The sequence below is a fragment of the Burkholderia sp. S-53 genome, assembly GCF_025560745.1.
GTDB lineage: Bacteria > Pseudomonadota > Gammaproteobacteria > Burkholderiales > Burkholderiaceae > Burkholderia > Burkholderia pyrrocinia.
This window is the reverse complement of record NZ_CP090484.1, coordinates 1,953,664-1,978,022: the sequence shown is the minus strand read 5'-3', so window position 1 is coordinate 1,978,022 and position 24,359 is coordinate 1,953,664. Positions and strand designations below refer to the sequence as shown.

At 65.9% G+C, this 24,359-nt stretch carries 24 protein-coding genes and 2 pseudogenes; 13 read left to right on the top strand and 13 right to left on the bottom strand.

The window, feature by feature from the left end:
• Positions 1-45: 45 nt before the first annotated feature.
• From LXM88_RS31010 to dbpA, 4 genes are all read left to right on the top strand, one after another.
• Positions 46-333, top strand: a complete 288-nt coding sequence (locus tag LXM88_RS31010) for a hypothetical protein (RefSeq protein WP_262543243.1) — start codon at positions 46-48, stop codon at positions 331-333.
• Between the two features lie 590 nt (positions 334-923).
• Entirely contained in the window at positions 924-2,585 is a 1,662-nt protein-coding gene (gene mqo, locus LXM88_RS31005; RefSeq protein ID WP_262543242.1) for a malate dehydrogenase (quinone), read from the top strand.
• 344 nt (positions 2,586-2,929) lie between these two features.
• The gene (locus LXM88_RS31000) at positions 2,930-3,127 is read left to right on the top strand and encodes a hypothetical protein (protein ID WP_034181070.1); all 198 of its coding nucleotides are present in this window, start codon (positions 2,930-2,932) and stop codon (positions 3,125-3,127) included.
• Positions 3,124-4,521 carry an ATP-dependent RNA helicase DbpA gene (gene dbpA, locus LXM88_RS30995; RefSeq protein ID WP_262543241.1) on the top strand — a complete coding sequence of 466 codons (1,398 nt, stop codon included), beginning with the start codon at positions 3,124-3,126 and terminating at the stop codon, positions 4,519-4,521. The genes LXM88_RS31000 and dbpA overlap by 4 nt, the downstream gene beginning before the upstream one ends.
• Positions 4,522-4,576: 55 nt before the next feature.
• On the opposite strand, the gene LXM88_RS30990 is transcribed toward dbpA, so the two are convergent.
• Positions 4,577-5,401 (bottom strand): phosphate/phosphite/phosphonate ABC transporter substrate-binding protein, encoded by an 825-nt coding sequence (locus LXM88_RS30990; protein WP_262543240.1) that lies wholly within the window; start codon positions 5,399-5,401, stop codon positions 4,577-4,579.
• Positions 5,402-5,678: 277 nt separating this feature from the next.
• On the opposite strand from LXM88_RS30990, the gene LXM88_RS30985 reads away from it, so the two are divergent.
• The gene (locus tag LXM88_RS30985) at positions 5,679-6,704 is read left to right on the top strand and encodes a fatty acid desaturase (RefSeq protein WP_262543239.1); all 1,026 of its coding nucleotides are present in this window, start codon (positions 5,679-5,681) and stop codon (positions 6,702-6,704) included.
• A gap of 243 nt (positions 6,705-6,947) precedes the next feature.
• Entirely contained in the window at positions 6,948-8,150 is a 1,203-nt protein-coding gene (locus LXM88_RS30980) for a benzoate/H(+) symporter BenE family transporter (protein ID WP_262543237.1), read from the top strand.
• A 43-nt stretch (positions 8,151-8,193) separates the two neighbouring features.
• On the opposite strand, the gene LXM88_RS30975 is transcribed toward LXM88_RS30980, so the two are convergent.
• Together LXM88_RS30975 and LXM88_RS30970 are read right to left on the bottom strand one after the other, a co-directional pair.
• Positions 8,194-9,081, bottom strand: a complete 888-nt coding sequence (locus tag LXM88_RS30975; RefSeq protein ID WP_262543235.1) for an NAD(P)H-binding protein — start codon at positions 9,079-9,081, stop codon at positions 8,194-8,196.
• Positions 9,082-9,225: 144 nt separating this feature from the next.
• The gene (locus LXM88_RS30970) at positions 9,226-10,149 is read right to left on the bottom strand and encodes an AraC family transcriptional regulator (protein ID WP_262543233.1); all 924 of its coding nucleotides are present in this window, start codon (positions 10,147-10,149) and stop codon (positions 9,226-9,228) included.
• A 192-nt stretch (positions 10,150-10,341) separates the two neighbouring features.
• Between LXM88_RS30970 and LXM88_RS30965 the strand changes: the two genes are divergently transcribed.
• Entirely contained in the window at positions 10,342-10,539 is a 198-nt protein-coding gene (locus LXM88_RS30965) for a hypothetical protein (RefSeq protein ID WP_262543232.1), read from the top strand.
• A 34-nt stretch (positions 10,540-10,573) separates the two neighbouring features.
• Here LXM88_RS30965 and LXM88_RS30960 read toward each other — a convergent pair whose 3' ends face one another.
• Positions 10,574-11,527: a LysR family transcriptional regulator gene (locus tag LXM88_RS30960; RefSeq protein WP_262543230.1), complete on the bottom strand. Its 954-nt coding sequence runs from the start codon at positions 11,525-11,527 to the stop codon at positions 10,574-10,576.
• Between the two features lie 99 nt (positions 11,528-11,626).
• On the opposite strand from LXM88_RS30960, the gene LXM88_RS30955 reads away from it, so the two are divergent.
• Both LXM88_RS30955 and LXM88_RS30950 read left to right on the top strand, forming a co-directional pair.
• Positions 11,627-12,985, top strand: a complete 1,359-nt coding sequence (locus tag LXM88_RS30955) for an NAD(P)/FAD-dependent oxidoreductase (protein ID WP_262543229.1) — start codon at positions 11,627-11,629, stop codon at positions 12,983-12,985.
• Between the two features lie 325 nt (positions 12,986-13,310).
• On the top strand, positions 13,311-13,745 hold the full coding sequence (locus LXM88_RS30950) for a phosphatase (protein WP_174914387.1): 435 nt from the start codon (positions 13,311-13,313) through the stop codon (positions 13,743-13,745).
• A gap of 99 nt (positions 13,746-13,844) precedes the next feature.
• On the opposite strand, the gene LXM88_RS30945 is transcribed toward LXM88_RS30950, so the two are convergent.
• On the bottom strand, positions 13,845-14,087 hold the full coding sequence (locus LXM88_RS30945) for an energy transducer TonB family protein (protein ID WP_262546999.1): 243 nt from the start codon (positions 14,085-14,087) through the stop codon (positions 13,845-13,847).
• A gap of 88 nt (positions 14,088-14,175) precedes the next feature.
• Positions 14,176-14,457, bottom strand: a complete 282-nt coding sequence (locus LXM88_RS30940; protein WP_262543227.1) for a transcriptional regulator — start codon at positions 14,455-14,457, stop codon at positions 14,176-14,178.
• Between the two features lie 444 nt (positions 14,458-14,901).
• On the opposite strand from LXM88_RS30940, the gene LXM88_RS30935 reads away from it, so the two are divergent.
• Entirely contained in the window at positions 14,902-15,210 is a 309-nt protein-coding gene (locus tag LXM88_RS30935; protein ID WP_262543225.1) for a hypothetical protein, read from the top strand.
• A 365-nt stretch (positions 15,211-15,575) separates the two neighbouring features.
• On the opposite strand, the gene LXM88_RS30930 is transcribed toward LXM88_RS30935, so the two are convergent.
• On the bottom strand, positions 15,576-15,857 hold the full coding sequence (locus LXM88_RS30930; RefSeq protein ID WP_262547116.1) for a hypothetical protein: 282 nt from the start codon (positions 15,855-15,857) through the stop codon (positions 15,576-15,578).
• On the opposite strand from LXM88_RS30930, the gene LXM88_RS30925 reads away from it, so the two are divergent.
• Positions 15,745-17,349, top strand: a complete 1,605-nt coding sequence (locus LXM88_RS30925) for an EAL domain-containing protein (protein WP_262543224.1) — start codon at positions 15,745-15,747, stop codon at positions 17,347-17,349. The two genes, LXM88_RS30930 and LXM88_RS30925, sit on opposite strands and share 113 nt — an antisense overlap.
• 48 nt (positions 17,350-17,397) lie before the next feature.
• Here the strand turns inward: LXM88_RS30925 and kdgR are convergent, their stop codons facing one another.
• From kdgR to kduI, 3 genes are read right to left on the bottom strand one after another with little or no spacing between them, the layout of a single operon-like run.
• Entirely contained in the window at positions 17,398-18,300 is a 903-nt protein-coding gene (gene kdgR, locus LXM88_RS30920; protein WP_262543223.1) for a DNA-binding transcriptional regulator KdgR, read from the bottom strand.
• Between the two features lie 59 nt (positions 18,301-18,359).
• Complete coding sequence (kduD, locus tag LXM88_RS30915; RefSeq protein ID WP_262543222.1) at positions 18,360-19,178, bottom strand: 2-dehydro-3-deoxy-D-gluconate 5-dehydrogenase KduD; 819 nt, start codon at positions 19,176-19,178, stop codon at positions 18,360-18,362.
• A 4-nt stretch (positions 19,179-19,182) separates the two neighbouring features.
• Positions 19,183-20,019 carry a 5-dehydro-4-deoxy-D-glucuronate isomerase gene (gene kduI / locus LXM88_RS30910; RefSeq protein WP_262543221.1) on the bottom strand — a complete coding sequence of 279 codons (837 nt, stop codon included), beginning with the start codon at positions 20,017-20,019 and terminating at the stop codon, positions 19,183-19,185.
• Positions 20,020-20,299: 280 nt separating this feature from the next.
• On the opposite strand from kduI, the gene kdgT reads away from it, so the two are divergent.
• Positions 20,300-21,322 (top strand): 2-keto-3-deoxygluconate transporter, encoded by a 1,023-nt coding sequence (gene kdgT / locus LXM88_RS30905; RefSeq protein ID WP_262543220.1) that lies wholly within the window; start codon positions 20,300-20,302, stop codon positions 21,320-21,322.
• 153 nt (positions 21,323-21,475) lie between these two features.
• Here the strand turns inward: kdgT and LXM88_RS30900 are convergent.
• A pseudogene (locus LXM88_RS30900) lies at positions 21,476-22,612 on the bottom strand (SEL1-like repeat protein); the annotation flags it as partial.
• Between the two features lie 32 nt (positions 22,613-22,644).
• Here LXM88_RS30900 and LXM88_RS37130 point away from each other — a divergent pair.
• A pseudogene (locus tag LXM88_RS37130) lies at positions 22,645-22,892 on the top strand (2-keto-3-deoxygluconate permease); the annotation flags it as partial.
• A 157-nt stretch (positions 22,893-23,049) separates the two neighbouring features.
• On the opposite strand, the gene LXM88_RS30890 reads toward LXM88_RS37130, so the two are convergent.
• Positions 23,050-23,970 (bottom strand): hypothetical protein, encoded by a 921-nt coding sequence (locus tag LXM88_RS30890; RefSeq protein WP_262543219.1) that lies wholly within the window; start codon positions 23,968-23,970, stop codon positions 23,050-23,052.
• A 26-nt stretch (positions 23,971-23,996) separates the two neighbouring features.
• Entirely contained in the window at positions 23,997-24,308 is a 312-nt protein-coding gene (locus LXM88_RS30885) for a hypothetical protein (protein ID WP_262543218.1), read from the bottom strand.
• Positions 24,309-24,359: the final 51 nt, after the last annotated feature.

Genomic DNA, 24,359 nt, shown 5'->3' with positions numbered 1-24,359 from the left:
GGCCATCATTCCGTTCCCCAAACTCATCCCATGGAGCGCTACCCGATGAAACGATTCACTTCCTCCGCCTCGCTTGCCGCCGCGCTTGCATGTGCGTTCGCATTGAGCGCCTGCGCGGCGCAATCGTCCGCGCCTGCCGCTTCGTCGGCGCCGGCCGCGCCGCCGATGGTCGGCGGCGATCGCGATGCGCACGGCTGCATCGGCTCGGCAGGCTACGCATGGTGCGAACAGACGCAGCAATGCGAGCGCCCGTGGGAACTCGCGAAGCAAAAGGGCTTCGAGAATTCGGCGCAGGCGTACGAACAGTTCTGCAGGAACAATTCGGCGAAGTGAGCGGATCGCGGCGCAATGCCGCGATGCAATGACGTGCCGATGCGAAGCGTTGCGCGAACGCTCGCGCATTGCATCGGCGCATCGACAGTCCGACACTTCGACACGTCGGCCTTCGACGTTTCACATCGGCACACGGCGCGCCAATCGCGCGCGCCGCGCCGTCAGATTCCCGCCGGTTTTCCGGCGCGGCGCACCACGATTCCGGAAACCCGGACACGCGAAAAACCCCACAAAAACAAGGACATTTTCCGCGTGCGACACGGCAATCGACATCGGTTATATTACGCGCCCCTTGCCACCCCGCCCCCGCCACAGGCGTCGCGCGCGGCCTCTTTCCACGCAGCCTGAAGCGTCGTCCGCGCAGGCTTGCCGCAGGGGCCATGGCGCGTTGCGCGCCACCGCGAAGCAGGTGATTGCCCGCCCGCAAGAAGCCGATCCGAAGGTGTCCTCCTCAACGGTTTCGCGTGCGCAAATGCAACGGCGAGCAGCGTCGATCCGGAATTCCGGATTCGCGATCCGGATCTCCGGATGCGCGTATCGGCCGCTATCGACACGCTCGCTGGGCGGCATGGCAAACCGATGCATCCAAGTTGAAAAAGGGATCTGCTGTGATCAAAACGTTACGGGTAATACTGTCGGCGCTCGCGCTGTGCGTCGCCGCGTCGTCCGCGCACGCCGCCGATACGAAGAAGGTCGACGTCCTGCTGGTGGGCGGCGGCATCATGAGTTCGACGCTCGGCGTGTGGCTGCACGAGCTTCAGCCTGACTGGTCGATGACGATGGTCGAGCGCCTCGACGGCGTCGCGCTGGAAAGTTCGAACGGCTGGAACAACGCCGGCACCGGCCACTCGGCGCTCGCCGAACTGAACTACACGCCGGAGAAGGCGGACGGCAAGATCGACATCTCGAAGGCCATCGAGATCAACGAGTCGTTCCAGATCTCGCGCCAGTTCTGGGCGTGGCAGGTCAAGCAGGGCGTGCTGAAGAACCCGCATTCGTTCATCAACTCGACGCCGCATATGAGCTTCGTGTGGGGCGACGACAACGTCCGCTTCCTGAAGAAGCGCTACGAAGCGCTGCAAGCGAGCCCGCTGTTCCGCGGCATGCAGTATTCGGAAGACTACGACCAGATCAAGCAGTGGGTGCCGCTGATGATGGAAGGCCGCGACCGCAAGCAGAAGGTTGCCGCGACGTGGACGCCGATCGGCACCGACGTGAACTTCGGCGAGATCACGCGCCAGTTCGTCGGCTACCTGAAGACGCAGCCGAACTTCACGCTGTCGCTGTCGAGCGAAGTGCGCGAGATCTCGCGCAACGCCGACGGCACGTGGCACGTGTCGTGGGTCAAGCTGCATTCGGATGAACCGCCGCAGTCCGTCGACGCGAAGTTCGTGTTCATCGGCGCGGGCGGCGGCGCGCTGCACCTGCTGCAGGCGTCGGGCATCCCCGAGGCGAAGGATTACGGCGCGTTCCCGGTCGGCGGCTCGTTCCTCGTGACCGACAATCCCGACGTCGTGAAGCAGCACCTCGCGAAGGCGTACGGCAAGGCGTCGGTCGGCTCGCCGCCGATGTCGGTGCCGCACCTCGACACGCGGATCATCGACGGCAAGAAGATCATCCTGTTCGGGCCGTTCGCGACGTTCTCGACCAAGTTCCTGAAGAACGGCTCGTATTTCGACCTGCTCACGAGCACCAACACGCACAACGTCGCGCCGATGATGCGCGTGGGCGTCGACGAATTCCCGCTCGTGCAGTACCTCGCCGGCCAGCTGATGCTGACCGACGACGACCGTTTCAACGCGCTGAAGGAATACTTCCCGAACGCGAAGAAGGAAGACTGGCGCCTGTGGCAGGCCGGCCAGCGCGTGCAGATCATCAAGCGCGACCCGGTGAAGGGCGGCGTGCTGAAGCTCGGCACCGAGATCGTCAGCTCGCAGGACGGCAGCATCGCGGGCCTGCTCGGCGCATCGCCGGGCGCGTCGACGGCCGCGCCGATCATGCTGAACCTGATGAAGAAGGTGTTCAAGGACAAGGTCGCGACGCCCGAGTGGCAGCAGAAGATCCGCCAGATCGTGCCGAGCTACGGCACGAAGCTGAACGACAGCCCGGCGAAGGTCGTCGAGGAATGGACCACCACCAGCGACGTGCTGCAGCTCTCGCCGCCGCCGAAGATCGACGTCAACGTGCCGTCGCAGGCGACCGGCACCGCGCCGGCCCGCCCGGCGAAGGCGTCGGCCGACATGGCGCTGTAACGCGTACGACCGCCGCGCGGTGCCGATTCGCCGCACGACATGGCCGCCCTCCGGGGCGGCCATTTTTCATGGTGCGCGCTGGAGGTGACGCCCACGCCGGTCGCCCACGCCGGTCGCCCACGCCGGTCGCCCGCGCCGGTCGCCCGCAGCCGTCGCCCACTGCCGGTCGCCCGCTTCCGCTAGAATTGCGGCACGCGCGACCCCGTCGCCGCCCGATCCATCATCCGCATCGACGCAGTCCAAGCGACCGCCGGTGCGGCCCGCGCCCGAGCCGCGCGAGCGCCGCACACCGTTGCCGCGCCCGCCCGGGCGCGCCACCAACCGAATTCAGCTGGAGAAAGACCGTGTTTACCTGCAGAAACCAGAGCTGCGGCACGCAGTGGGAGACGTCCGACGTCGTCATCAAGGACGAGGGCCAGGGGCTGCTGTTCCGCTGCCCGCTGTGCGGCGCGCGCAACTATCTCGAGCGCTTCGAAGCCGACGACGGCACCATCGTCTACGAACAGATGGAAGGCAAGCCTTACCTCGGAGACCTCGAATGACCCAACCGACCGCCGCGCCCTTCAGCGCGCTGCCGTTGACGCCCGCCACGCTCGCCAACCTCGCGCAGCTCGGCTATGTCGACATGACGCCGATCCAGGCCGCGAGCCTGCCGATCGCGCTGGCCGGCCAGGACCTGATCGCGCAGGCGAAGACGGGCAGCGGCAAGACCGCCGCGTTCTCGCTCGCGCTGCTGTCGCGCCTCGATGCGCGCCGTTTCGACGTGCAGGCGATGATCCTGTGCCCGACGCGCGAACTCGCCGACCAGGTCGCGCAGGAAGTGCGCCGCCTCGCGCGCGCCGAGGAGAACGTGAAGGTGCTGACGCTGTGCGGCGGCACGCCGATGCGCCCGCAGGCGCAGAGCCTCGAGCACGGCGCGCACATCGTCGTCGGCACGCCGGGCCGCATCATGGATCACCTCGATCGCGGCAACCTCAAGCTCGATGCGCTGAACACGCTGGTGCTCGACGAAGCCGACCGGATGCTCGACATGGGTTTCTTCGACGACATCGCGAAGGTCGCGCGGATGTGCCCGACGTCGCGCCAGACGCTGCTGTTCTCCGCGACCTACCCGGACGGCATCGTGAAGCTGAGCCAGCAGTTCCTGCGCAATCCGAAGGAAGTGAAGCTCGAAGAGCGCCACGACAACAGCAAGATCCGCCAGCGCTTCTATGAAGTGACCGAGAACGAGCGGCTGCACGCGGTCGGCCAGTTGCTGAACCACTACCGGCCCGTCAGCACGATCGCGTTCTGCAATACGAAGCAGCAGTGCCGCGACCTGCTCGACGTGCTGCATGCGCAGGGCTTCCACGCGCTCGCGCTGCACGGCGAGCTCGACCAGCGCGAACGCGACCAGGTGCTGATCCAGTTCGCGAACCGCAGCTGCTCGGTGCTGGTGGCGACCGACGTCGCCGCGCGCGGGCTCGACATCGCGCAGCTCGAAGCGGTGATCAACGTCGACGTGACGCCCGACCCGGAAGTTCACGTGCACCGCATCGGCCGCACGGGCCGCGCCGATCAGGACGGCTGGGCGCTGAGCCTCGCGAGCATGGACGAGATGGGCCGCGTCGGCGCGATCGAACAGGCGCAGAAGCGCGACGTCGAATGGCATCCGCTCGCCGAGCTGAAGCCGGCCGGCGACGACACGCTGCTGCCGCCGATGGAAACGCTGCAGATCCTCGGCGGACGCAAGGACAAGATCCGCCCGGGCGACGTGCTCGGCGCGCTGACCGGCGATGCCGGGTTCGACGGCAAGCAGATCGGCAAGATCAACGTGACCGAGTTCTCGACCTATGTCGCGATCGAGCGCGGCGTCGCGCACGATGCGCTGCGCAAGCTCAATGCAGGGAAGATCAAGGGCAAGCGGGTCAAGGTCCGGTTGATGGACGAGGAGTGACGGGGCGCGGCGCGGACGGTCGCACCGTTGTGCGCCGCCCGGCACTATCCGTGTCTCAAGCCAGTTCCGGATACCCGTGCGCGGCGGCTTCCCGCGCAAACCGGGCAATCGTTTCATAGTCGTCCGGCGACAGCCGTTCGAATCCCTTCAGTCTCAGCACGCTCGAGCGTTCCGCATCGGCCGCGGCCGCGCGATCGAGCGCATCCCGCAAAACGGCAACCTGCGTTTCCTCCAGCGCCCGCGATGCGATGAACGGCAACCCCGGCGCGGATGCCGTCGTGCCGATGATCCGGATCTCCTTCAGCAAGTCGGGCAGCGCATCGCGCACATACGCGAACGTCACGCAGTCGATCGCCGCGCAATCGGCTTCGCCTGACGCCAGCGCACGCAGCACGTTCAGGTGCGAACCGAACGGCGTGACCGATCCGAAGAATCTTCCGTCGTGCGCGTGCGGCGCAACCGCGTGCCGGAACGCGTTCATTCCGCTGTGCGAATCACCGCCGTTGAATGCGGCCCGCAGCCCGCGACAGGCGGCGAGCGTCGTCGCGCCACCCGCATGCACGCGAGCCGACACGACCAATACGCTGCGGTAGCGCGCGTCATTGCAGCCTTCGGCATCGAACACGGGTGTCGCGACCAGATGCACCGTATCGCGCAATCCGAGCATCCGGTACGGGTAACCGCAGGTCTGCGACAGCAGCAGATCGTCGCGTCGCCACAGCGCGTGCAGGTCGTCGAACGGCTCGTCGGGCAGCGCGACATCCGCCGGCCCGCCAGCCTTCGCGAACGCATCGAGCGCGTCGCGCAGCAGCGCGCGCCACAGCGCGGCGTGGCGCGGCGTCACGTTGTACATCGGGAGTGCTGCGATCCATTGGCTCATGCGCGCATTCTACGCATCGACGTCGGCACAGCGGAACCTGGTTCGATTGCACTGAAGCGGGCACCGAACGCGCCGCGGCGGCCTGAAAGCTTATCGGCCGCGCGACGATAAGCAAATGCGCATCGATTGGTTGGCCGCGCCGCACCATCCCGGTAACGTCCCGATGCCTGCCCCCACATCGCCGCCGCGCACATGCCGGGCAAGCCGACCGTGATCCGCGAGACACCCTGGCATCCGGGCCGGCTCCGCACCGCCTGTTCCATCCCGCTTCAGCACCATGGCCGAATACTTCGACGTCGACCACGCGCGCGCGATTGCCGCGCTTGACGCCCGTTTCACCGCTCGCACCGAATGGCCGACCTGGCTGCTGATCGTCGCGATCTACGGCGGCTGGCTCGCGGTACTGCTGCTCGTGCGCGCGCAGCACCTGTCGCTCGCGGCCGCGACGCCGCCGCTGATCCTGCTCGGTGCGTGGCACCTGTCGCTGCAGCATGAACTGCTGCACGGCCATCCGACGCGTTCCGCGCTCGTGAACCGGCTGCTCGGCTATCCGCCGCTGACGGTCTGGTATCCGTACACGCTGTATCGCGACACGCACCTCGACCATCACCGCGACGAAGACCTGACCGTGCCCGGCGTCGATCCCGAAACGAACTACGTGTCGCGTGCGCATTGGGCGGCGCTGCCGCGCTGGCGTCGCGCACTGGCGGTCGCGCGCAAGACCTTCGCCGGCCGGATCGTCGTCGGGCCGCCGTTGAGCGTCGCAGCGATGTTCGCCGATGCGTTCGCCGCGTTCCGGCGCGGCGACTTCCGCTACCTGCCGATGTGGGCGACGCACGTTGCATGCGTGGTTGCGCTGCTCGCGTGGCTGCAATGGGCGATCGGCATGCCGTGGTGGCATTACCTGCTCGCCGTCACGTGGCCCGCGCTGTCGCTCGCGACGATCCGCTCGCTGTACGAGCACCGCGCCGCGCGACACCCGAAGGCGCGCATCGCGATCAACGAAGCCGGCTTCGCGATGCGGCTGCTGTACCTGAACAACAACTACCACCTCGTCCATCACGACCTGCCGAAGCTGCCGTGGTACGACCTGCCGCGCGCGTACCGGATGCGTCGCGACGCGTATGCGGAGAAATGCGGCGGCTTCGTGATCCGCGGCGGGTATCGCGAGCTGCTGGCGCGCCATGCGTGGACGCCAACCGATACGCCCGTGCATCCGTTCGATCAGGGCACGGCATCGCTGTCGACGGGTGGCGGGGCGAAGGTGGCGGTGGTCGCTGGGGTGCTGCAGATCAGTACGTGACGTTGGCCGCGGCGGCCCGTCGCCGTCGATCGCCCGATTCGACGAGACGCGCGCGGCGCCGCTCGGCCGTACCGATCCGCCCGCCCCGGCGCGCATGCCTTACGAAATGCCGACAGCGCGGAGGCTCGCCTGCGAATTGCCAATCGCGTCGGCAATGCCCAGAATGGCGGGTCATCCGGGGCTCCCAAAACAAGCCCATCGCCCCGGCTCTGCTGCTGGCCGGGCGCCCATTCTCCGACGACGATGCAACCGAACACCCCGCCCGGCGCGATCCGCGCGATCGGCAACGACTGGTCCGTTTCCGCGATCACCGCGGGCTTTCTCGCGGTGCTGATTTCGTATGCGGGCCCGCTCGCGATCTTCTTCCAGGCCGCGCAGGCCGCCCACGCGTCGAACGCGATGGTGTCGTCGTGGGTCTGGGCGATCTCGATCGGCGCGGGCGTGTCGGGCCTGTTCGCGAGCTGGAAACTGAAAGTGCCGGTGATCACCGCGTGGTCGGCGCCCGGCACCGCGCTGCTCGTCGGCCTGTTTCCGCAATTGACGCTCAACCAGGCCGTCGGCGCGTACATCACGGCCGCGCTGATCATCCTGCTGATCGGCGTGACCGGCTACTTCGACAAACTCGTGCGCCACATTCCGCGCGGCATCGCGTGCGGAATGATGGCCGGCATCCTGCTGCCGTTCGGCACCCATGCGTTCGCCGCCGCGTCGGAGCAGCCGGCGCTCGCATTCGGGATGATCGCGGCTTACGTGATCTTCAAGCGCCTGCTGCCGCGCTACAGCATCGTGCTCGTGCTGCTCACGGGCGCCGCGCTCGCGACGCTGCTCGGGATGACGCATCTCGGCAACGTGTCGCCGAGCATCGCGCAGCCGATCTTCATCGCGCCAGAATGGACGCTCTGCACGACGCTCAGCCTCGCGCTGCCGCTCGTCGTCGTCAGCCTCACCGGCCAGTTCCTGCCGGGGATGACGATCCTGCGCGTGTCCGGCTATCACACGAGCGCGCGCCCGATCATCACGGCGACCAGCATGACGTCGCTCGTCGTCGCATGCTTCGGCGGGATCACGATCGTCGTCGCGGCGATCACCGCGGCGCTCTGCACGGGCAAGGACGCGCACGAGGATCCGGACCGGCGGTACATCGCCGGGCTCGCGAACGGCACGTTCTACCTGATCGGCGGGCTCTTCGCGGGCACGATCGTCACGGTGTTCTTCGCGTTGCCGAAGGCGTTCGTCGCGATCCTCGCGGGTCTCGCGCTGATCGGCGCGATCGGCGCAAACGTGCACGGGATCTTCGAGGACGAGAACCACCGCGAAGCGTCGCTGATCACGTTCCTCGCGACCGCATCGGGGATGACGTGGCTCGGGCTCGGCTCCGCGTTCTGGGGGATCGTGATCGGGTCGCTTTCGTATGCGGTGCTGAACAAGGTGCGGCAGCCCGCGTAATGCACGTTGCGCCTATCGTGCACACCGCTCGCCGCCGCGTCGATCATCGCGCGTGCTGGCGCACCAGTTGCGCGAGCGCATCGACCAGCGTCGTCGTGCCGTAATGCCGCTCCGACACGCCGGCCTCGACGTCGATCTGCCCGGCGTTGTGCACGTCGTACAGATCGACGATCAGTTGCGCATGGCGTTCGCTGAGGCCCGCGCGCAGCAGCGTCGCATTCCACGTGTCGCGCGGCAGCTCGTGCGCGACGATCGCGCGGCCGGCTGCCGCGCCGAGCGTATCCGCGATCGCCGTCACGCTCACCCGCCGCGGCCCTTCGATGCTGACGACGCGCGGCCCGTTGCCGCCTTCGGGCGCATCGAGCAGCAGCCGCGCCGCGACGACGCCCACATCGGGCGCCCAGACCGTCGGAAATACCTTGCCGACCGGATGATGAAAGCTCGGCAGCACGCCGTTCCCGAGCGCGACCGGCAGGACCCGCGTCCAGTTCTGCAGATGCTCGGCCGACCGCAGCAGCGTCAACTGCGTCGGGATCGTCCTGAGCCGTTCCTCGAAGTGATGAAAGAGACGCGTGATGCCCGTATTGCCGTCGCGCTCCGCGCCGTAGTCCGACAGCGCGAGCAGCACCGGCGGCGGATTCGCGGCGAGCACGGCGGTCGCGACGTCGATCGTCCGCTCCATCGTCGCGGCCGGATCGGGGTCGGCGACGGGCACCGGGCACAGCATCTGCACGGCCTGCGCGCCGTCGATCGCCGACGCGATCGCGCGCTCGTCCGTCAGCGCCGCGATGGCCACGTCGCAGCCGAGCTGCGCGAAACGTTCACGATGGCGTGCGTCGCGCAGCACCGCGCGCACGGGATGACCGGCATTGCGCAAGGTTGTTACGGTCGACAGGCCGACGTTGCCTGATGCTCCGAAGATCACGAACACGATCTGCTCCTGGGGGGATGACGGTGTGGTGATTGTCGGCATGTGCGGCCGGGACGGCGCGCAGGGAGGGATGAATCGGACAGGAATGGATGACCGGATGCAGGGTCGCGCATCGATCGCGCGGCCCGCATGGCTGCCGGGAGGCTATCGACGTGAAGGTTTCGCGCCTTCTTCGCCGTCATACGCGAGCCGCAGCGCGCCCCGCGCCCCCGACCGCGCGATCTCCATCGGCGTCGCGCCGAGCACGCGATTCATCCAGTTCGCCATGTGGCTCTGGTGCGCGAAACCGGCTTCGAGCGCGATCTGGCTGATGCTGAGCCGGCCTTCGAGCAGCAGCGCCTTCGCACGCTCGACCCGGCGCCGCACGACGTACTGGTGCACGGGCATCCCGAGCGTTTCGCGAAACAGCACCTTGAAATGCGGCACGCTGATCGATACGAGCGCCGCGAGTTCGGCAAGCGTCAGGCGCTGGTCGAGGTTCGCTTCGACATAGTCGATCACGCGCGCCGCCGCCTTCGGCGCGAGCGTACGCTGGCGCTCGCGGAACGCCGGCTGGCTGTCGACCAGCCGCGCGACGAGCGCCGTGCACAGGCTTTCCGCATAGAGCGGATCCGACGCGTCGTCCGCTTCGAGTTCGGCGGCCATCGCCCACGCGATGTGCTGCAGGCGCGGATCGCGCACCTGCAGCCGGCGGCGGATCTGCGCCTGCGACGGCTTCAGTTCGAGGTGCTCGAAGGTGCGCCGCACGAATGTGTCGCTGAGCATGATGTGCAGGATCCGGCAGTCGGCGCTGTCGGTCCACTGGCCCGGCAGGCCGGCCGGAATCACGTCGACGTCGCCATGCGCCTGAATGCGCGACACGCGCTCGCCGTCGCACACGCAGTCCGCTCGAACCGGCCCGCCGATATGCACGCCGATGCGGTGATGGTCGGCCGCCGGAATCCGGTACGTGCCGGCGCGAATGTCGAGCAGCGCCGCGCCGAAGCCCCGCCAGCCGAGCCCGCGGCTGGAACGCAGGCTGACCGGCACGCCGTTGTCCGGCGGCGCGGCGAGAATCGGATCGCTCATGGCTTGGCTCCACCAGATCGTGTGTCGAACGCGCATTGTGACGCGTTTTCCGCCGGCGTGCCGGGCCTGCGGAGGCCGCATCCGGACCGACGGAAAAAGATCATCCGTTTCTGCTCAAGCCGATCCTTACGTGAGCGCCGGCGGGCACCGTGCCGCTTACGATCGCCCCATCCGACACCTACGGAGCCCGCCATGCCCCATTACTGCCCGCAATGCGCGGCGTTCATCGCCCGCTCGCCGTCCCGCGCCGCCCGCCTTCCGTCCCGCCCCGACGCCCCCAACGACCGGACCGCCGTCGCCACGTGGTGCCTGCGCATCGTCGGCTGGTATCGGCTCGAACGGCTGCTCGCGTCGATTCCCGACAGCAACGACGACTTCGGGCTCGTCTGAGCAGCCGGCGCGAGCGGCATCCGCCAGTTCGCGCCTACTTGCGCCGCCGCTCGTGCAGCGCCACCGTCGCGCCGTCGATCACCGGCCCGCCCTGCTTGATCAGGAAATCGCGGAACAGCCCCGTCACCTGCGAGATGCGCCGGTCGGCGAGCGTGACCACATACCATTCGCGCTCGATCGGGTTGCCGGGGAACGGCAGTTGCCCGAGCAGCCCCGTGCGCAGTTCCAGTGCACACGCGTGCAACGACAGGAACGCGATGCCGAGCCCCGCTTCGGCCATCTGCTTGATGGCCTCGTTGCTCGACAATTCGGACCCCACATGGAAACGGTAGCCGGCCGTCTTGAACAGGCTCTCGACAGTCGAGCGCGTGCCCGCGCCGCGTTCGCGCACGAGCAGGTGTGCGGATTCGAGATCCTTCAGCGCGACGCGCTTGCGCTGCATCAGCGGATGACCGGGCGCCGCGACGAACACCATCGGATGCTTCGCGAACTCGACTGCGTGCGTGCGCAGCTCCTTCGGCGCGCTGCCCATCACCGCGAGATCGATTTCATGCGTCGCGAGCATGCGGATGATGTCGTCGCGGTTACCGACCTTGAAATACGTCTTCACGTGCGGGCGCGTCGCAGTGAACTTGACGAGCAGCGGCGGGATCAGGTACTCGGCGGTCGTGATCGCACCGATCCGCAACGTGCCGCCGAGATCGCCCGTCAGCGCGGCCACTTCGTCGCCGGCCTCGCTCCACAGATGCAGGATCTCGCGCGCATAGCGCGACACGATCTCGCCGGCCGCGGTCAGCTGCACGCCGCGCCCCACCCGCTGCAGCAACGCGGCGCCCACCGCCTCCTCGAGCAGGCGAACCTGCAGCGACACGGCCGGCTGCGTCAGGTTCAGCTCCTCGGCCGCGCGCGACACGCTGCCGAGCCGCGCAATCATGTCCAGCGCCTTCAGTTGCCGGAACGTCGCGGTCTTTCCTATAAGTGAATACATATGAGTCGCTTATAAACATTAAATTGTTCGAGTGGGTTCCAAACTATATCGTCGGTTCTTGAGCAATGTCATCCGAATCGTCATCAGCGGGAGCCCAACATGGACAACATCACGCCCAACCTTGCAACGGACCGCGCACCGCGCATGCCGCGCATCGTGATCGTCGGCGGCGGCGCCGGCGGCCTGCAGCTCGCCACGCGTCTCGGCGATACGGTCGGACGCCGCGGGCAAGCCGAGGTCGTGCTCGTCGACCGCTATCCGACGCACTTCTGGAAGCCGCTGCTGCACGAAGCCGCATCGGGCCATCGCGATCCGGCTTCCCACACGATCGAATACGCGGCGCAGGCCAAGCGCCACGGCTTCCGCTTCGTGCAGGGCGCGCTGCAGCAGGTCGACCGCGCCGCACGCACGGCGACGATCGCCGCCGTGCAGGACGCGGACGGCACGGAAATCCTGCCGCAGCGCGAGCTCGGTTATGACGATCTCGTGCTGGCGGTCGGCAGCGTGACGAACTTCTTCAACGTGCCGGGCGCGGCACGCCATGCGCTGCCGCTCGAAAACCTCGACCAGGCCGAGGATTTCCGCCGCAAGTTTCTCGCAGCCTGCACGAAGGCGAATCACCTGGCCGAGCAGCAGCCCGCGCGGCGCGCCGCGCCGATCTGCATCAACGTGATCGGTGCGGGCGCGACGGGCGTCGAGCTGGCCGCCGCGCTGCGGCACGCGATCCAGCAGCTGACGACGTATCGCTTCAAGGCGCTGGTGTCGGCGCGCGACGTGCACATCCGGCTGATCGAAGGCGGCCCGCGCATCCTGCCGGCACTCGACGCGCGGCTGTCCGCGAAGATGCATGCGCAGCTTCGCACGCTGAACGTCGACGTGCTGACCGATACACGCGTGGCGGAAGTGAGCGCCGATGCCGTGACGACCGCGACGGGCGAACGGCTCGCGAGCGACATCACGATCTGGGCGGCCGGCGTCGCGGGGCCCGCGATCCTGCGGGAGATCGGCGACATCGCGCTCAACCGGTCGAACCAGGTGATCGTGACCGATACGCTGCAGACGCCCGACGATCCGCACGTGTATGCGTTCGGCGATTGCGCCGCGTGCCCGTCGGCCGGTGCGAGCGGCTTCCTGCCTCCGCGTGCGCAGGTCGCGCACCAGCAGGCCGTGTATCTGGTTCACGCGTTCGCGCGCCGCGTCGCCGGCAAGCCGGTGGCCGGCTTCACGTTCCGTGATGCGGGCACCGTCGTGTCGCTCGGGCACGCCGGCGCCGTGTACCAGGCCGACCTCGGCGTGCGTTCGCGTTCGCTGATCGTCGACGGGCTCGCCGCGATCGGCCTGTACAAGTTCCTGTACCGCAAGCACCTGTTCAGCGTGTACGGCGTGAAGCGCGCACTGTTCCAATCGCTGAGCCACTGGCTGCAAAGCCGCAACCAGCCGTCGATCAAGCTGCACTGATCGACAGCCGACACGCGGCATCGCAAGACGGCGTATCGGGCGCACATCGCCCGATACGCCGTTTTTTTCATATGCATATGACCGTTGCATGTGCAACGTGCGCGAGTTTGGTGCATCACATTGAAGGCCGTCGATACGATGCGTGTCGTGCAGAAAACACTGCGCGACACGCATCCCGCGCCCACGCTGGCTCACAACCCGATTCATTAGCTGAATCGTATGAGTCGGATATAAATATTAATTGGTCGCGTTTTCCTGATCGACGCTAAGGTGTGTGGCATTCCCGTCGGCGAACGGATCATCACGTTTCTGAAGAGGAATCACCGTGGTTATCGAAGCCATCGTCACCCGTCTCGACGCTGCATTCGCGCAGATCGAAGCAACACCGGATTCGCACGAATCGCGCCATCAGCGCGACGCGATCATCCAGTGGCTCGACCGTGCGTCGGAAGAAGGATATCGGCTCGGTCTCGTCACGACGCTGCCGGCCGCCCGGCTCAGCGACATGTTCGAAGGCCAGTTCGGCCGCGCGAACCTCGACCGCTTCTCGGTCGTCGTCACGGACGCCAATCAGCAGGATTCCCGATCAAATCAGCATCCTTTCGACGTTGCGCTGCAAGCACTCGGCGTGCCGCCCGAACGTGCGCTGGCGATTGCGAGCAGCGAACCGGAGCGCCGCGAAGCCGAGCATTTCGGCCTGTCGCGCTGCGTGAACATCACCGATACGGTGCGCTCGATCGCATCGGCCGGCCTGCATTGAATCGACGGTTGCCGTGTCACAACCGGTAGTGTTACGGCGATCGGTGACGCGCAGCGGCGCACCGGCGTCTTCGGCAGAAAGCCGTCGCACGGCGCGCCGTCAGTCCACCGGATAGTTGAGATCGTGCCAGCGCTTGGCGGATTTCCCGCCGGAGCCGAGGTGACCGCCGGGGAAGCGCATCACGGCAATCGCGTGGAGCGCTTTCTCGTCGAGCGCGGGATCGCCACAACTGCGCCGGACCTTGAGATCGCGGACACGCCCTAGCTCGTCGAGCCAGACCCGCACGATCACTCGCCTTCGCGACGAGGTGTTCTGCACTCCGCGTGACAACAGGCGGTCCATCAGCGACACGATATTCTCCGCAACCGTCGAATGCTGCGATGATCGCCGAGCGCGTCGACGGTTCGACGCTCGTCGTGGCTGCAATGCCTTAAGGCCGCACCGCCGTGCCCGTGCGCAGCGCCCGCGCTCCCTGCGGGTTCGCGACGGCTTTCGGCTTCGGATCGGCGCTCCCCGCATCTTGAAGCTTCCGTGCCTTGGCGGAAGCCGGATGCGCCTTTGCAGCAGGCTTCGCGTCGGCATGCGCGGCGACGGGGCCGGTCGGGCGCGAGCGAACGGGTTGCCGAACCTGCTTCGTGGTCGTCGAGCTGCTCGCCGCCACGGTCGGATGCTTGACCTGCCGCGCGTACTCCTTCACGTCGCGGTCGCTCATCCACGCCTCCGTGTATGCCGCTGACGCAGGATGCGCAAGATTGAGACAGGCGAGCGACGCCACGAGAAATGCACGAACATGCGTGCGGCGATTCGATGCGGTAATGACGTGTGCTCCTTGCGATCTGGCTCAACGCCCTGTGTCGGGGTTGTCGTGGCGGCACAATAAATGAGCGCATTCAGCATCGCAAGCGTCCGACCGGTGATCCAAACGATTCTTGACGTTTGGATCACCACTCCAGCCCGAACCTCGCCCCCTTCCTCCTCCCCCTTGCGCGCGACACTCCACGTAGGGATCGGCCGATACCCCGGCCGTTCCCGCTCGCGCGGCATCCACAGGTGTTTCAGGCGCTGCAGGACGGGCCCCGGCGCGAGCACGTCGCACCACCTCGCCGACGAACTCGCAACCGCCCGCGCGGTCGAACGAGCATCGCCGGAGAATCCCATGAAACGCGTTGCCGCTTTCGCTGTACTGACCCTGCTTGCCGCCGCCAGCCTGCCGGCAACCGCCGGCGCACCATCATCCGGCGCTACCGCGCCGGTTCCGGTTCAAGCGCACGCAAAAAATTGCGTTCCGTCCCGGGACGGCTCGTATGACGCCCGCTCCCCGTCAAAGGCGCCGCCGATCCGCGTGTGCGTCGGCGATTCCGACACGCAGCTGAACCTGCCGTGGTTCCTGACCGACGTGCTCACCGCGGTCGACGCGCACCAGTCGCCCCGCGACCTGCTTCACAAGATGCGCAACGATTTCTGAATCGCGCCGGCGCGACGCGCCGGCACCGCATCCATCATTCAACGGCAGACCGCTTCAGCACCTGCAGCGCGAGCCATTCCTGTCGTTCACCTTTCGACAGCGGCCCGTGCCGTCCCGTGATTGCGTCGTAGCGAAGCAGCAAACCACCGAAAACGGTACCTCGCGAAAATATTTCCTGTCGAGATGCAATCACAAAACTGCACCAATTGTTAAATAACAATATTTCGCAATCGCGCGTCGCATCTTATACTTGCCGCGCACCATCCTCGTGCCAAGAGAAGGTGTCTTTCATCCCGGCCGCACGACCCTGCGGCCGGGGTTTTTTTCGGTGTGCTATATCAATATACATGCACATCAGGCACACGTTATGCAGGTAGCCCCCGGATGAATGACCGCTCGTGACGGGGCTGCCGCCCATGACCCGCGCGACCGTCGAATCGATTAGCATCGCGATATGGCGCGCGCGCCGTATTGCCGGACCAGGCACGACGCATGCGCGCCGTTTGCGCATCGACCGGTTCGACTTGCGCCTCCATGCGAACAACACCAAAGGCAACCGCGGGAATGTCGGTGCTCACGCCAGGTTCGAAGCCAGTTTTCCAGCGCAGCGGCGCGTGGTCGCGGGTTGTCTTTTTCGTCGCGGTCATCGTTTGCGTGCTCGTGCCCGCCTGCGCGACGATGCTCGCCGATCGCTACGCGCGCGATGCCGTCACCACGCATGAACGCGTCGTCGCGAACGACATCGTGGGATCGATGGACCGCATCCTCGACGGCGTTCGTCTGCGACACGCGGACGAGCTGACCGCGCTCGTCGGGCGGCGCTGCACGACGATATTCCGGACGCTGGCCGAAGTGGGCACTCGCCTGCGCTACCTGCGTGCCGTCGGGCTGGTGAACGGCGGCCGCGTCACCTGCTCGTCGGCGCTCGGCGCAATCGACGTGCCGCTCGACGCGTACACGCGCGGGCCGGAGCCGGAGCCGGGATCGACGATCGTCACGCTGCTGCGCCAGACACCGTTTCAGCATGGCATTCCGGTGCTGGCCGTGTTTCGCGCCACCGCGCGCGGCGCGGGCGTCCTCTACCTGATCGAGGGCGACTACGTGGCCGACGCGCTCGCGTACAGCGCCCGATCCGGCGTGGAAACCGCCACGCTGTCGGTTAAAGGTTCGGGCCGTCTCGACGAGCACGGGACGTTCACGCCGGAATCGGAGCCGGGCCCCGCAGGCGGGAGCGCGATCGCATCGCAACGCTGGCCGTTCATGGTGTCGGTCGCCGCATCGACGCACTACGCGTCGGAGGTCCGGCACCACTATCGGCTGATCTGCATGACGATCGTGCTGCTCGCGGATGGCCTCGTGATCGCCGCCTACCTGCTGGCGATGGCGCCGCAGCGGCTATTGCTGAAGGCCGTTCGTCACGCGCTCAGGCACAACGAGTTCCATGTCGTGTACCAGCCGATCGTCGATGTGCAGACGTGCAAGACGGTCGGTGTCGAGGCGCTGCTGCGCTGGAACCATCCGAAGTGGGGAGCCATCAGCCCGGCCTTGTTCATCCCGCAGGTGGAATCGAGCACGGTTCTGCCGAAGGTGACCGAATTCGTGCTGCGGACCGCCGTGTCCGAACTGGCAGCGCTGACGCCGTCCGTACCGCTGCGCATCGCCGTGAACATCTCGCCAAAGGATCTCGAACGCGCGCGATTCGTGTCCGTCGTCGACGACGCAATCCGTTCGCTGCCGCCCGGCTTCACGCTGGTGCTCGAAGTCACCGAGCGCATCCTGCTCGAAAAGAACGCGCGGACCACCGCGATATTCCATGCGCTCAGGTCGAAAGGCGCGAAGTTCGCGATCGACGATTTCGGCACCAATCACAGCAATCTCGACATGCTGTCGCGCTTTCCGTTCGACTACGTGAAGATCGATCGCCAGTTCATCGCCCGACTGGGCGATGGCGGCGCAGGGCTGATCGAGGGTATCGCCGCCGTCGCGCATTACTACGGCTTGAAGATCATCGCCGAAGGCGTGGAAACCGAAGCAGAGCATCGCGCACTGGAGACGATCGGGATTCAGTATGCGCAAGGCTACCTGTATCAGTGGCCGCAGCGGGCGGAGAACCTGAGGCGCGATTGCGCATGGGCATAGCGGCGTCGCCGCCGAGGTGCGCAGCCATATCGCGCGCACGCCGAACGCTCAGTCCTGCGCGACCGCCGCCGGCCGGATGCCGGCCGCTTCCGGGCGATGCCCGAGCCGTTCCGAAAGGGCCCGCCCGGACTCCATCAGCAGTGCGATGTAATGCGCCTTCGTATCCGCGCCGCAGCGCATCGTCGGAAACGAAATCGACAGCCCCGCGATCACGCGGCCGAAACGGTCGAACACGGGCACGGCGAGACACATCAGGCCGTCTTCCTGCTCTTCGTTGTCCTCGCCGTAGCCCTGCTGCCGCACGTGCGGCAGGATGCTCATCACCGCGTCCGCCGACGACAGCGTCTTCGCGGTCGATTTCCTGAACTCGATGCCGGCCAGCACCGCGCGCGCCTCGTCGGGCGACATCCACGCAAGCAGCACCTTGCCGATCGCCGTGCTGTAGAGCGGATTGCGCCGGCCGATCCGCGACTGCATGCGCAGCCCGTAATCGGCGTCGATCTTGTGGATGTAGATGATCGCGTCCTCGTCGAACGCGCCGAGATGCACGGCTTCGCGCGTCAGTTGCCCGATGCGGCGCATCTCGAGATCGGCCTCGCGCACGAGGTCCACGCTTTCCAGCGCCTTGCTGCCGAGCTCGAACAGCCGGATCGTCAGCCGGTAGCGGTCGGTCTCGCCTTCCTGCGCGACATAGCCGAGCGTCTTGAGCGTCTGCAGGAAGCGATGGACCGTCGTCTTCGACATCCCGAGCTGCTGCGACAGCTCGCTGATGCCGATCTCGCGACGATCGCCGAGTGCCGCGAGGATCGTGAAGACCTTCCCGACGGCCGCGACCGAATCGGCCTTCTCCGCGGCGCCGCCCGCCGACGGGTCGGCCCCCGGATGGCCGGACCCCGGATGGCCGGACCCCGGCGCCTGATCGGGCTTGTGCTGCCTGGGTGTTGCTGTCATGTCCATGAATCCATGAGATGCGAATCGGGAGAGCATAACGTGTCCGCCGCGCGACACGGTCAGCGCGCGAGCCACCCACCGTCGACGGCGAGCGTGTGGCCGTGCACGTAGTCCGACGCGCGCGACGCGAGGAACACGGCCGCACCCGCGAGATCGTCGGGCACGCCCCAGCGGCCGGCCGGGATGCGGCCGAGGATTTCGTCGCTGCGCCGACTGTCCTCGCGCAATTGCGCCGTGTTGCCGGTCTCCATGTAGCCGGGCGCGATTGCGTTCACGTTGATGCCGCGCGCGGCCCATTCGTTCGCGAGCAAGCGCGTAAGGCCGAGCACGCCGCTCTTCGACGCCGTGTACGACGGCACGCGAATGCCACCCTGAAACGACAGCATCGACGCGATGTTCACGATCTTGCCGCCGCGCCCCTGCCGCACCATCTGCCGCACCATCTGCCGCGCGACGGCCTGCGACAGGAAGAACACGCTCTTCAGGTTCACGTCGACGACGGCGTCCCAATCCGCTTCGGTGAAATCGAGCGCGTCGCAGCGACGGATCATGCCTGCGTTGTTGACGAGGATGTCGACCTGGCCGAACGCATCGACCGCGCCGCCGACGATCCGCTCGACCGGCTCGAGCGTCGACAGGTCCGCGCGCACGTCGACGAAACGCCGCCCTGCCGCTTCGACACGCGCCGACGTCGCCTCCGGCGCCGAACGGTTCGCGCCGACGATGTCGCAGCCGGCCGACGCGAGCGCGACGGCCATCGCCGCGCCGAGCCCCGTGTTGCAACCGGTGACGATCGCGACCTTGCCGGTCAGGTCGAACAGGCCAGCGAGCGCGGAACGCGCGTCGGCGGATGGGAGATCGGGATTGTCGCGTTTCATGATGTCAGCGCAGGTCGGCGACGGCGACGTGATCCATGTCCTTGAACACCTGGTTCTCGCCGACCATCCCCCAGATGAACGTGTACGCCTTCGTACCGACGCCCGAGTGGATCGACCAGCTCGGCGAGATCACGGCCTGCTCGTTGTGCACGACCACGTGACGCGTTTCCTGCCGCTCGCCGAGCAGGTGGAACACAGCCGCGTCGTCGGCGAGGTTGAAGTAGAAATACACCTCCATCCGGCGCTCGTGCGTATGGCACGGCATCGTGTTCCACAGGCTGCCCGGTTCGAGCTTCGTCATCCCCATCGACAGCTGGCACGTGGGTAGCACGTCGGGCACGATGAACTTGTAGATCGTGCGGCGGTTGCTCGTCGACGCGTCGCCGAGCGTTTCGGGCGACGCCTGCGCGAGCGTGATGGTGCGCGTCGGATACGCCGTGTGCGCGGGCGCGCAGTTCACGTAGAACTTCGCGGGATGCACGCGATCGTCGCTGCCGAACACGACGCCCTGCGCACCCTGCCCGATGTAGATCGCCTCCTCGGTGCCGACCGCGTGACGCTGCCCGTCGACCTCGACCCAGCCGGGCCCGCCGATGTTGATCGCGCCGAGTTCGCGCCGCTCCAGCAGATGGCTCACGCCCATCGCGGCGCCGAGCGACGCGGGCACCTCGACCGGCCGCGTGGCCGGCCACGCGCCGCCGACGATGATGCGGTCGATATGGCTGTAGGTGAGCGACAGCGCGTCCGGCGCGAACAGGTTTTCCACCAGGAAATGCCGGCGCAGGCCCGCTGTGTCGAGCGTCTTCGCGTGTTCGCTGTGGATGCCTTGCCGCACTTCCATGCCGGTTCTCCGTGGGGGATCGACAGTCCGCCGACGCCTGGGCGGCCGGTGGTCATACGATGAATTGAAGCACATATTTTTCAGATTCGGAACGACGGACCAAATTTTTCGCGTCGCATCGCGATTCCATTAATCGCTTTTTTATCAGTACTTTATGGCGGTATGGGTATACGACTACCCGACAGAATCACAAAAACGGACCGACGTTCCGAATCATGTCCTATAGTCAGTCAGCAGACATCATTCGACAACGGGACGCATCGACGTCCACGGAGGAGACGTGAAGCTGAAACAGGCGATCGACCGCATTCCCGGCGGGCTCATGCTGGTCCCGATGCTGCTCGGCGCGTGCGTGCATACGCTCGCGCCGAACGCCGGGAAGTATTTCGGCTCGTTCACCAACGGCCTGATCGCGGGCACGGTGCCGATCCTCGCCGTGTGGTTCTTCTGCATGGGCGCGACGATCAACCTGCGCGCGACGGGCGTCGTGTTGCGCAAATCGGGCACGCTGCTCGCGACGAAGCTCCTGGTCGCGTGGCTCGCGACGTTGATCGCCGCGCGGTTCATCCCCGACGACGGCATCCGCACCGGCCTGTTCGCGGGCCTGTCGCTGCTCGCGATCACGACGTCGATGGACATGACCAACGGCGGCCTCTATGCAGCCGTGATGCAGCAGTACGGCAGCAAGGAGGAGGCCGGCGCGTTCGTGCTGATGTCGATCGAATCGGGGCCGCTCGTCAGCATGCTGATCCTCGGCGCGGCCGGCGTCGCGGTGTTCGAGACGCGGCTGTTCGTCGGCGCGGTGCTGCCATTCCTGATCGGCTTCACGCTCGGCAACCTCGATGCGGACCTGCGCGAGCTGTTCGGGCGCTGCGTGCATCCGCTGATCCCGTTCTTCGGCTTCGCGCTCGGGAATGGCATCGATCTCAACGTGATCGCGAAAAGCGGGTTGCCGGGTGTTGCGCTCGGGCTTGCGGTGATCGTCGTGACGGGGGTGCCGTTGATTCTTGCCGATAAATTCGTCGGCGGCGGCAACGGCACGGCCGGGCTCGCCGCGTCGTCGACGGCCGGTGCCGCGGTCGCGAATCCCGCGATCATCGGCGAGATGATTCCGAAGTTCAAACCGATGGTGCCGGCCGCGACCGCGATCGTCGCAACTGCTTGCCTCGTTACCGCGATTCTCGTGCCGATTCTGACGGCGATGTGGGCCCGGCGGGTGGGGCGGGCAAGCGGTGCAGCGCTGCCGTTGACGGCCGCACGGCCCGCGCACGGAAGCCCGATCGAGCATGAGGGGCATGTGTGAGGGTGGTGGATCGAGTCCGGTCCCCGGAACCTGCTTCAGGTTAGCCAAATGCGGTCGACCTGCTCAAGGCATCGACAGCGTCGCATTTCGGCTTACCAACGTACAGCCACAAGTGACGTGATGTCCGTGTAAAGGGACCGGGCTACCGGCAGTCTTCGCGAACCAGACGCCGTCTTCCGGGCAGGGTTGACCGATGTGCGCAACCGTACCCAACGGTAGGCGGGACGCGACGCTTTCAGGTTGTTCAGTCTGCTATGGCTTATCCGACGATCCAGGAAGCGCGAGCCCCGTCGCCGGATCGAGATGCTTGGCCTTTGCCATCTCGTTGACGAGTTCGTCCGAGGGCTTCCGGGGCGGCGTAGCTGCGTCCTGTTCCTTTTGCCACTGGAACGTGCCGTCCCATGGCGGAAGCTTGGCGGGTGGCAGCGGAACGATCTTGTCGATGTCCGGGACCTTGGGGTTTCTCGTCTCGTTGTCGGTCAGGAATTTCCAGATTACTTCGTAGCGCCGGGAGCGCTCCGGATCGCTCTCGAGCCCGAGATAATTCAATCGATCAGTTGGAGGCGGCCCCTTGAATCCATCCTCCAAAAATGAGGCAGATTGAGCGTCGCCCGAGCGAGTGCCCGATTGAAACGCCTTAACTGCTTCGTTTTGCTTTGCATTGTTTTTCTGATCTATTCCTAAGGTACTCGCAGCCTTCCCAAATCCTTGGTCAGTCGCGCATCTCAGCATCTGCCCAGCAATGTCGGGCGCCTGATCATGTGGTGCAAGCTGCTCGGCTACATAGGTTTGCGCTTCAGGGCTTCCCAAGTCGGCTGCTTTCCTGAAATATCGCAAGGCCATCTCGTTATCCTGCTTCAAACCATAGCCTACTTCGAGATAGTGTCCGATATCGTAATACCCGCCCGGCACCCCTTCATCAATCAGCTTCGCTGCCAGCGCGATCGTCTCCTTTGATGCGTCCGGCGAACTCGCCAATCCTTGAGAGACGAGCTTCTGCGCGTTCGTATTTGCTTTGTAGTGGCCGTACGCTGCTGCGATACGATAGTAGCGAGCGATATCATTGAAATCTTTCGACCCGCCGAGCTTTTGCAAATGCCTGCCGTACTGGAACAGCTCGTCCGCTTTCGAGTCAATCGGGGGAAGATGATCAACCTCATGAGCGCAGGTAAATGCCAGATTGATTCGCACGGCCGCCATGTCAGGGAGCTTCGATTCCACGGAATCTTCCTTATGAGTACAGGCACACGACAGCAAAACAACTGCGCAAGTTATAAGGAACTGTCTCATCCGTCGTCCTTCATATTCCTTGTTTAAGACCGGCCGCATCGTCAACGGCCGGCGCCGCGGTCGCGAATCCCGCGATCATCGGCGAAACGATTCTGAAGTTGAAACCAATGGTGCCCACCGCGACAGCGATCGTCGCGACTGCCTAACCGGTTACGGCGATTCTTGTGCCGATTCTGGCGGCGATGTGGGCGCGGCGGGCGGCGCGGGTATCAGGGGCGCCGGTGATGGTTGCGGCACAGGCAGGGCGTGGTGGGCGATCGTGCATGAGGGGCTTGTGTGAGGGCGGCATCCCGGCAATCACCAAGTGATCCACTACCGCGCTCACGCACGATGCCCCTCCCGTTCGAGCGACTCAATCAATCGCGCGCCGCACTCGGTCGGGTCGTTGCGGGTCGTCTTGCCGCACTGGCGGATCATCCCCCATCAGCCCTCGGCTTTCACGACGACTGCATTCCCTGAGACGTTTCCGCCGTGTCGCGGTCCACAGGCGCGTAGAACACGCGGAACCACACCCAGTAAGCCACACAGATTCCGGCGAGAACAACGATCGTCAACATTCCGGATAGCAAACTAACCGAGCCGAATACGTTGCCCAGCAGGTGCAACGCACCATAGGCCAGAAGCGCAATGGATGCCATTGCCACGAGCGACGCCCCCAGCAGACGCCAGCCGTGCAGTCGAGCGAGATCACGAGGCAGGCCGAGCATCGCTCCCGCAAAGGCCAACGCTGCCGGAATCGCGACCGCACCAAGGTAATTCAGCATCACGAGCTTGAGATCGTCGTCATAGTAGTCGAGCAACATCGTCACCGCTTGCGTCATGAAGAGCAGCAATACGCTGGCAAAAAGCCAGGCCGCGAGGCCCGCAATGCGCCGCGCTGCGTGACCGCGCGGCGCAACGGGTATCGCATCGTTGCGAAACATGCGCGTGACGAACCACCACGCAAACCAGGCCACGAACGCGTAAAGGGCGGCACTCAGCGGCGCGATGAGCGTCACGATGACCGTCAGACGGGCGCCGTCGTTGGCCAGGCTTCGCACCACCGACTGGATGATGAATATCTGCGCGACCTGCCAGGCCAGCAGGCATAACGCATAGACCGTCAGCAACAACGCAGGGCGACGGAACGCAAGCTGATCTCGATGCTCCCCGTGCCATCGAACGATCAGAAAGACCACACCGGTTCGATATACCAGGCTCGCGATGAAACTGGTCAGTTGCACGGACAACATATCCGCGGATAGCGGGGCCATCGTCGACTGCACGTGGAGGCCGTACAGAAATGGCGCAGCAATGACGAGCGCTGCGATGAGAGCGGCGATGCCGGGTAACGAGAGGGACCGGGTTTGTGAATTCATGTCGATTTCAGTGGTAGATGAGGCAATCAACCGCGCGGCGCCAGACTTCCGAGCCAATAGGCAAACCGTGCCATCCCGGCAGCAATCGACCAGCCGAACATCAGCCAACCGATTTCTCCCGTGCGCCTTGTGTCGTACTTCCACGCGGCAACAAACAGCAGGGGCACCGGTACACCCACAATCGCCGCCGTTCTCGGCCACTCCGCAAACCGATCAAGTACCTGCAGCGCGTCGCTCAGAAGGGCCCAACACGGCAACCCAAGGACGAACAGCAACCAGCCGACACCAATCAGGATCAGCGGGTGCGTATGCTTTTGCGACTCTTCAGCATCGTTCACGTCGAGCGATATTCCTGCCGTTCATAGAGTAGCTGCGCAAGTAGCAATCCG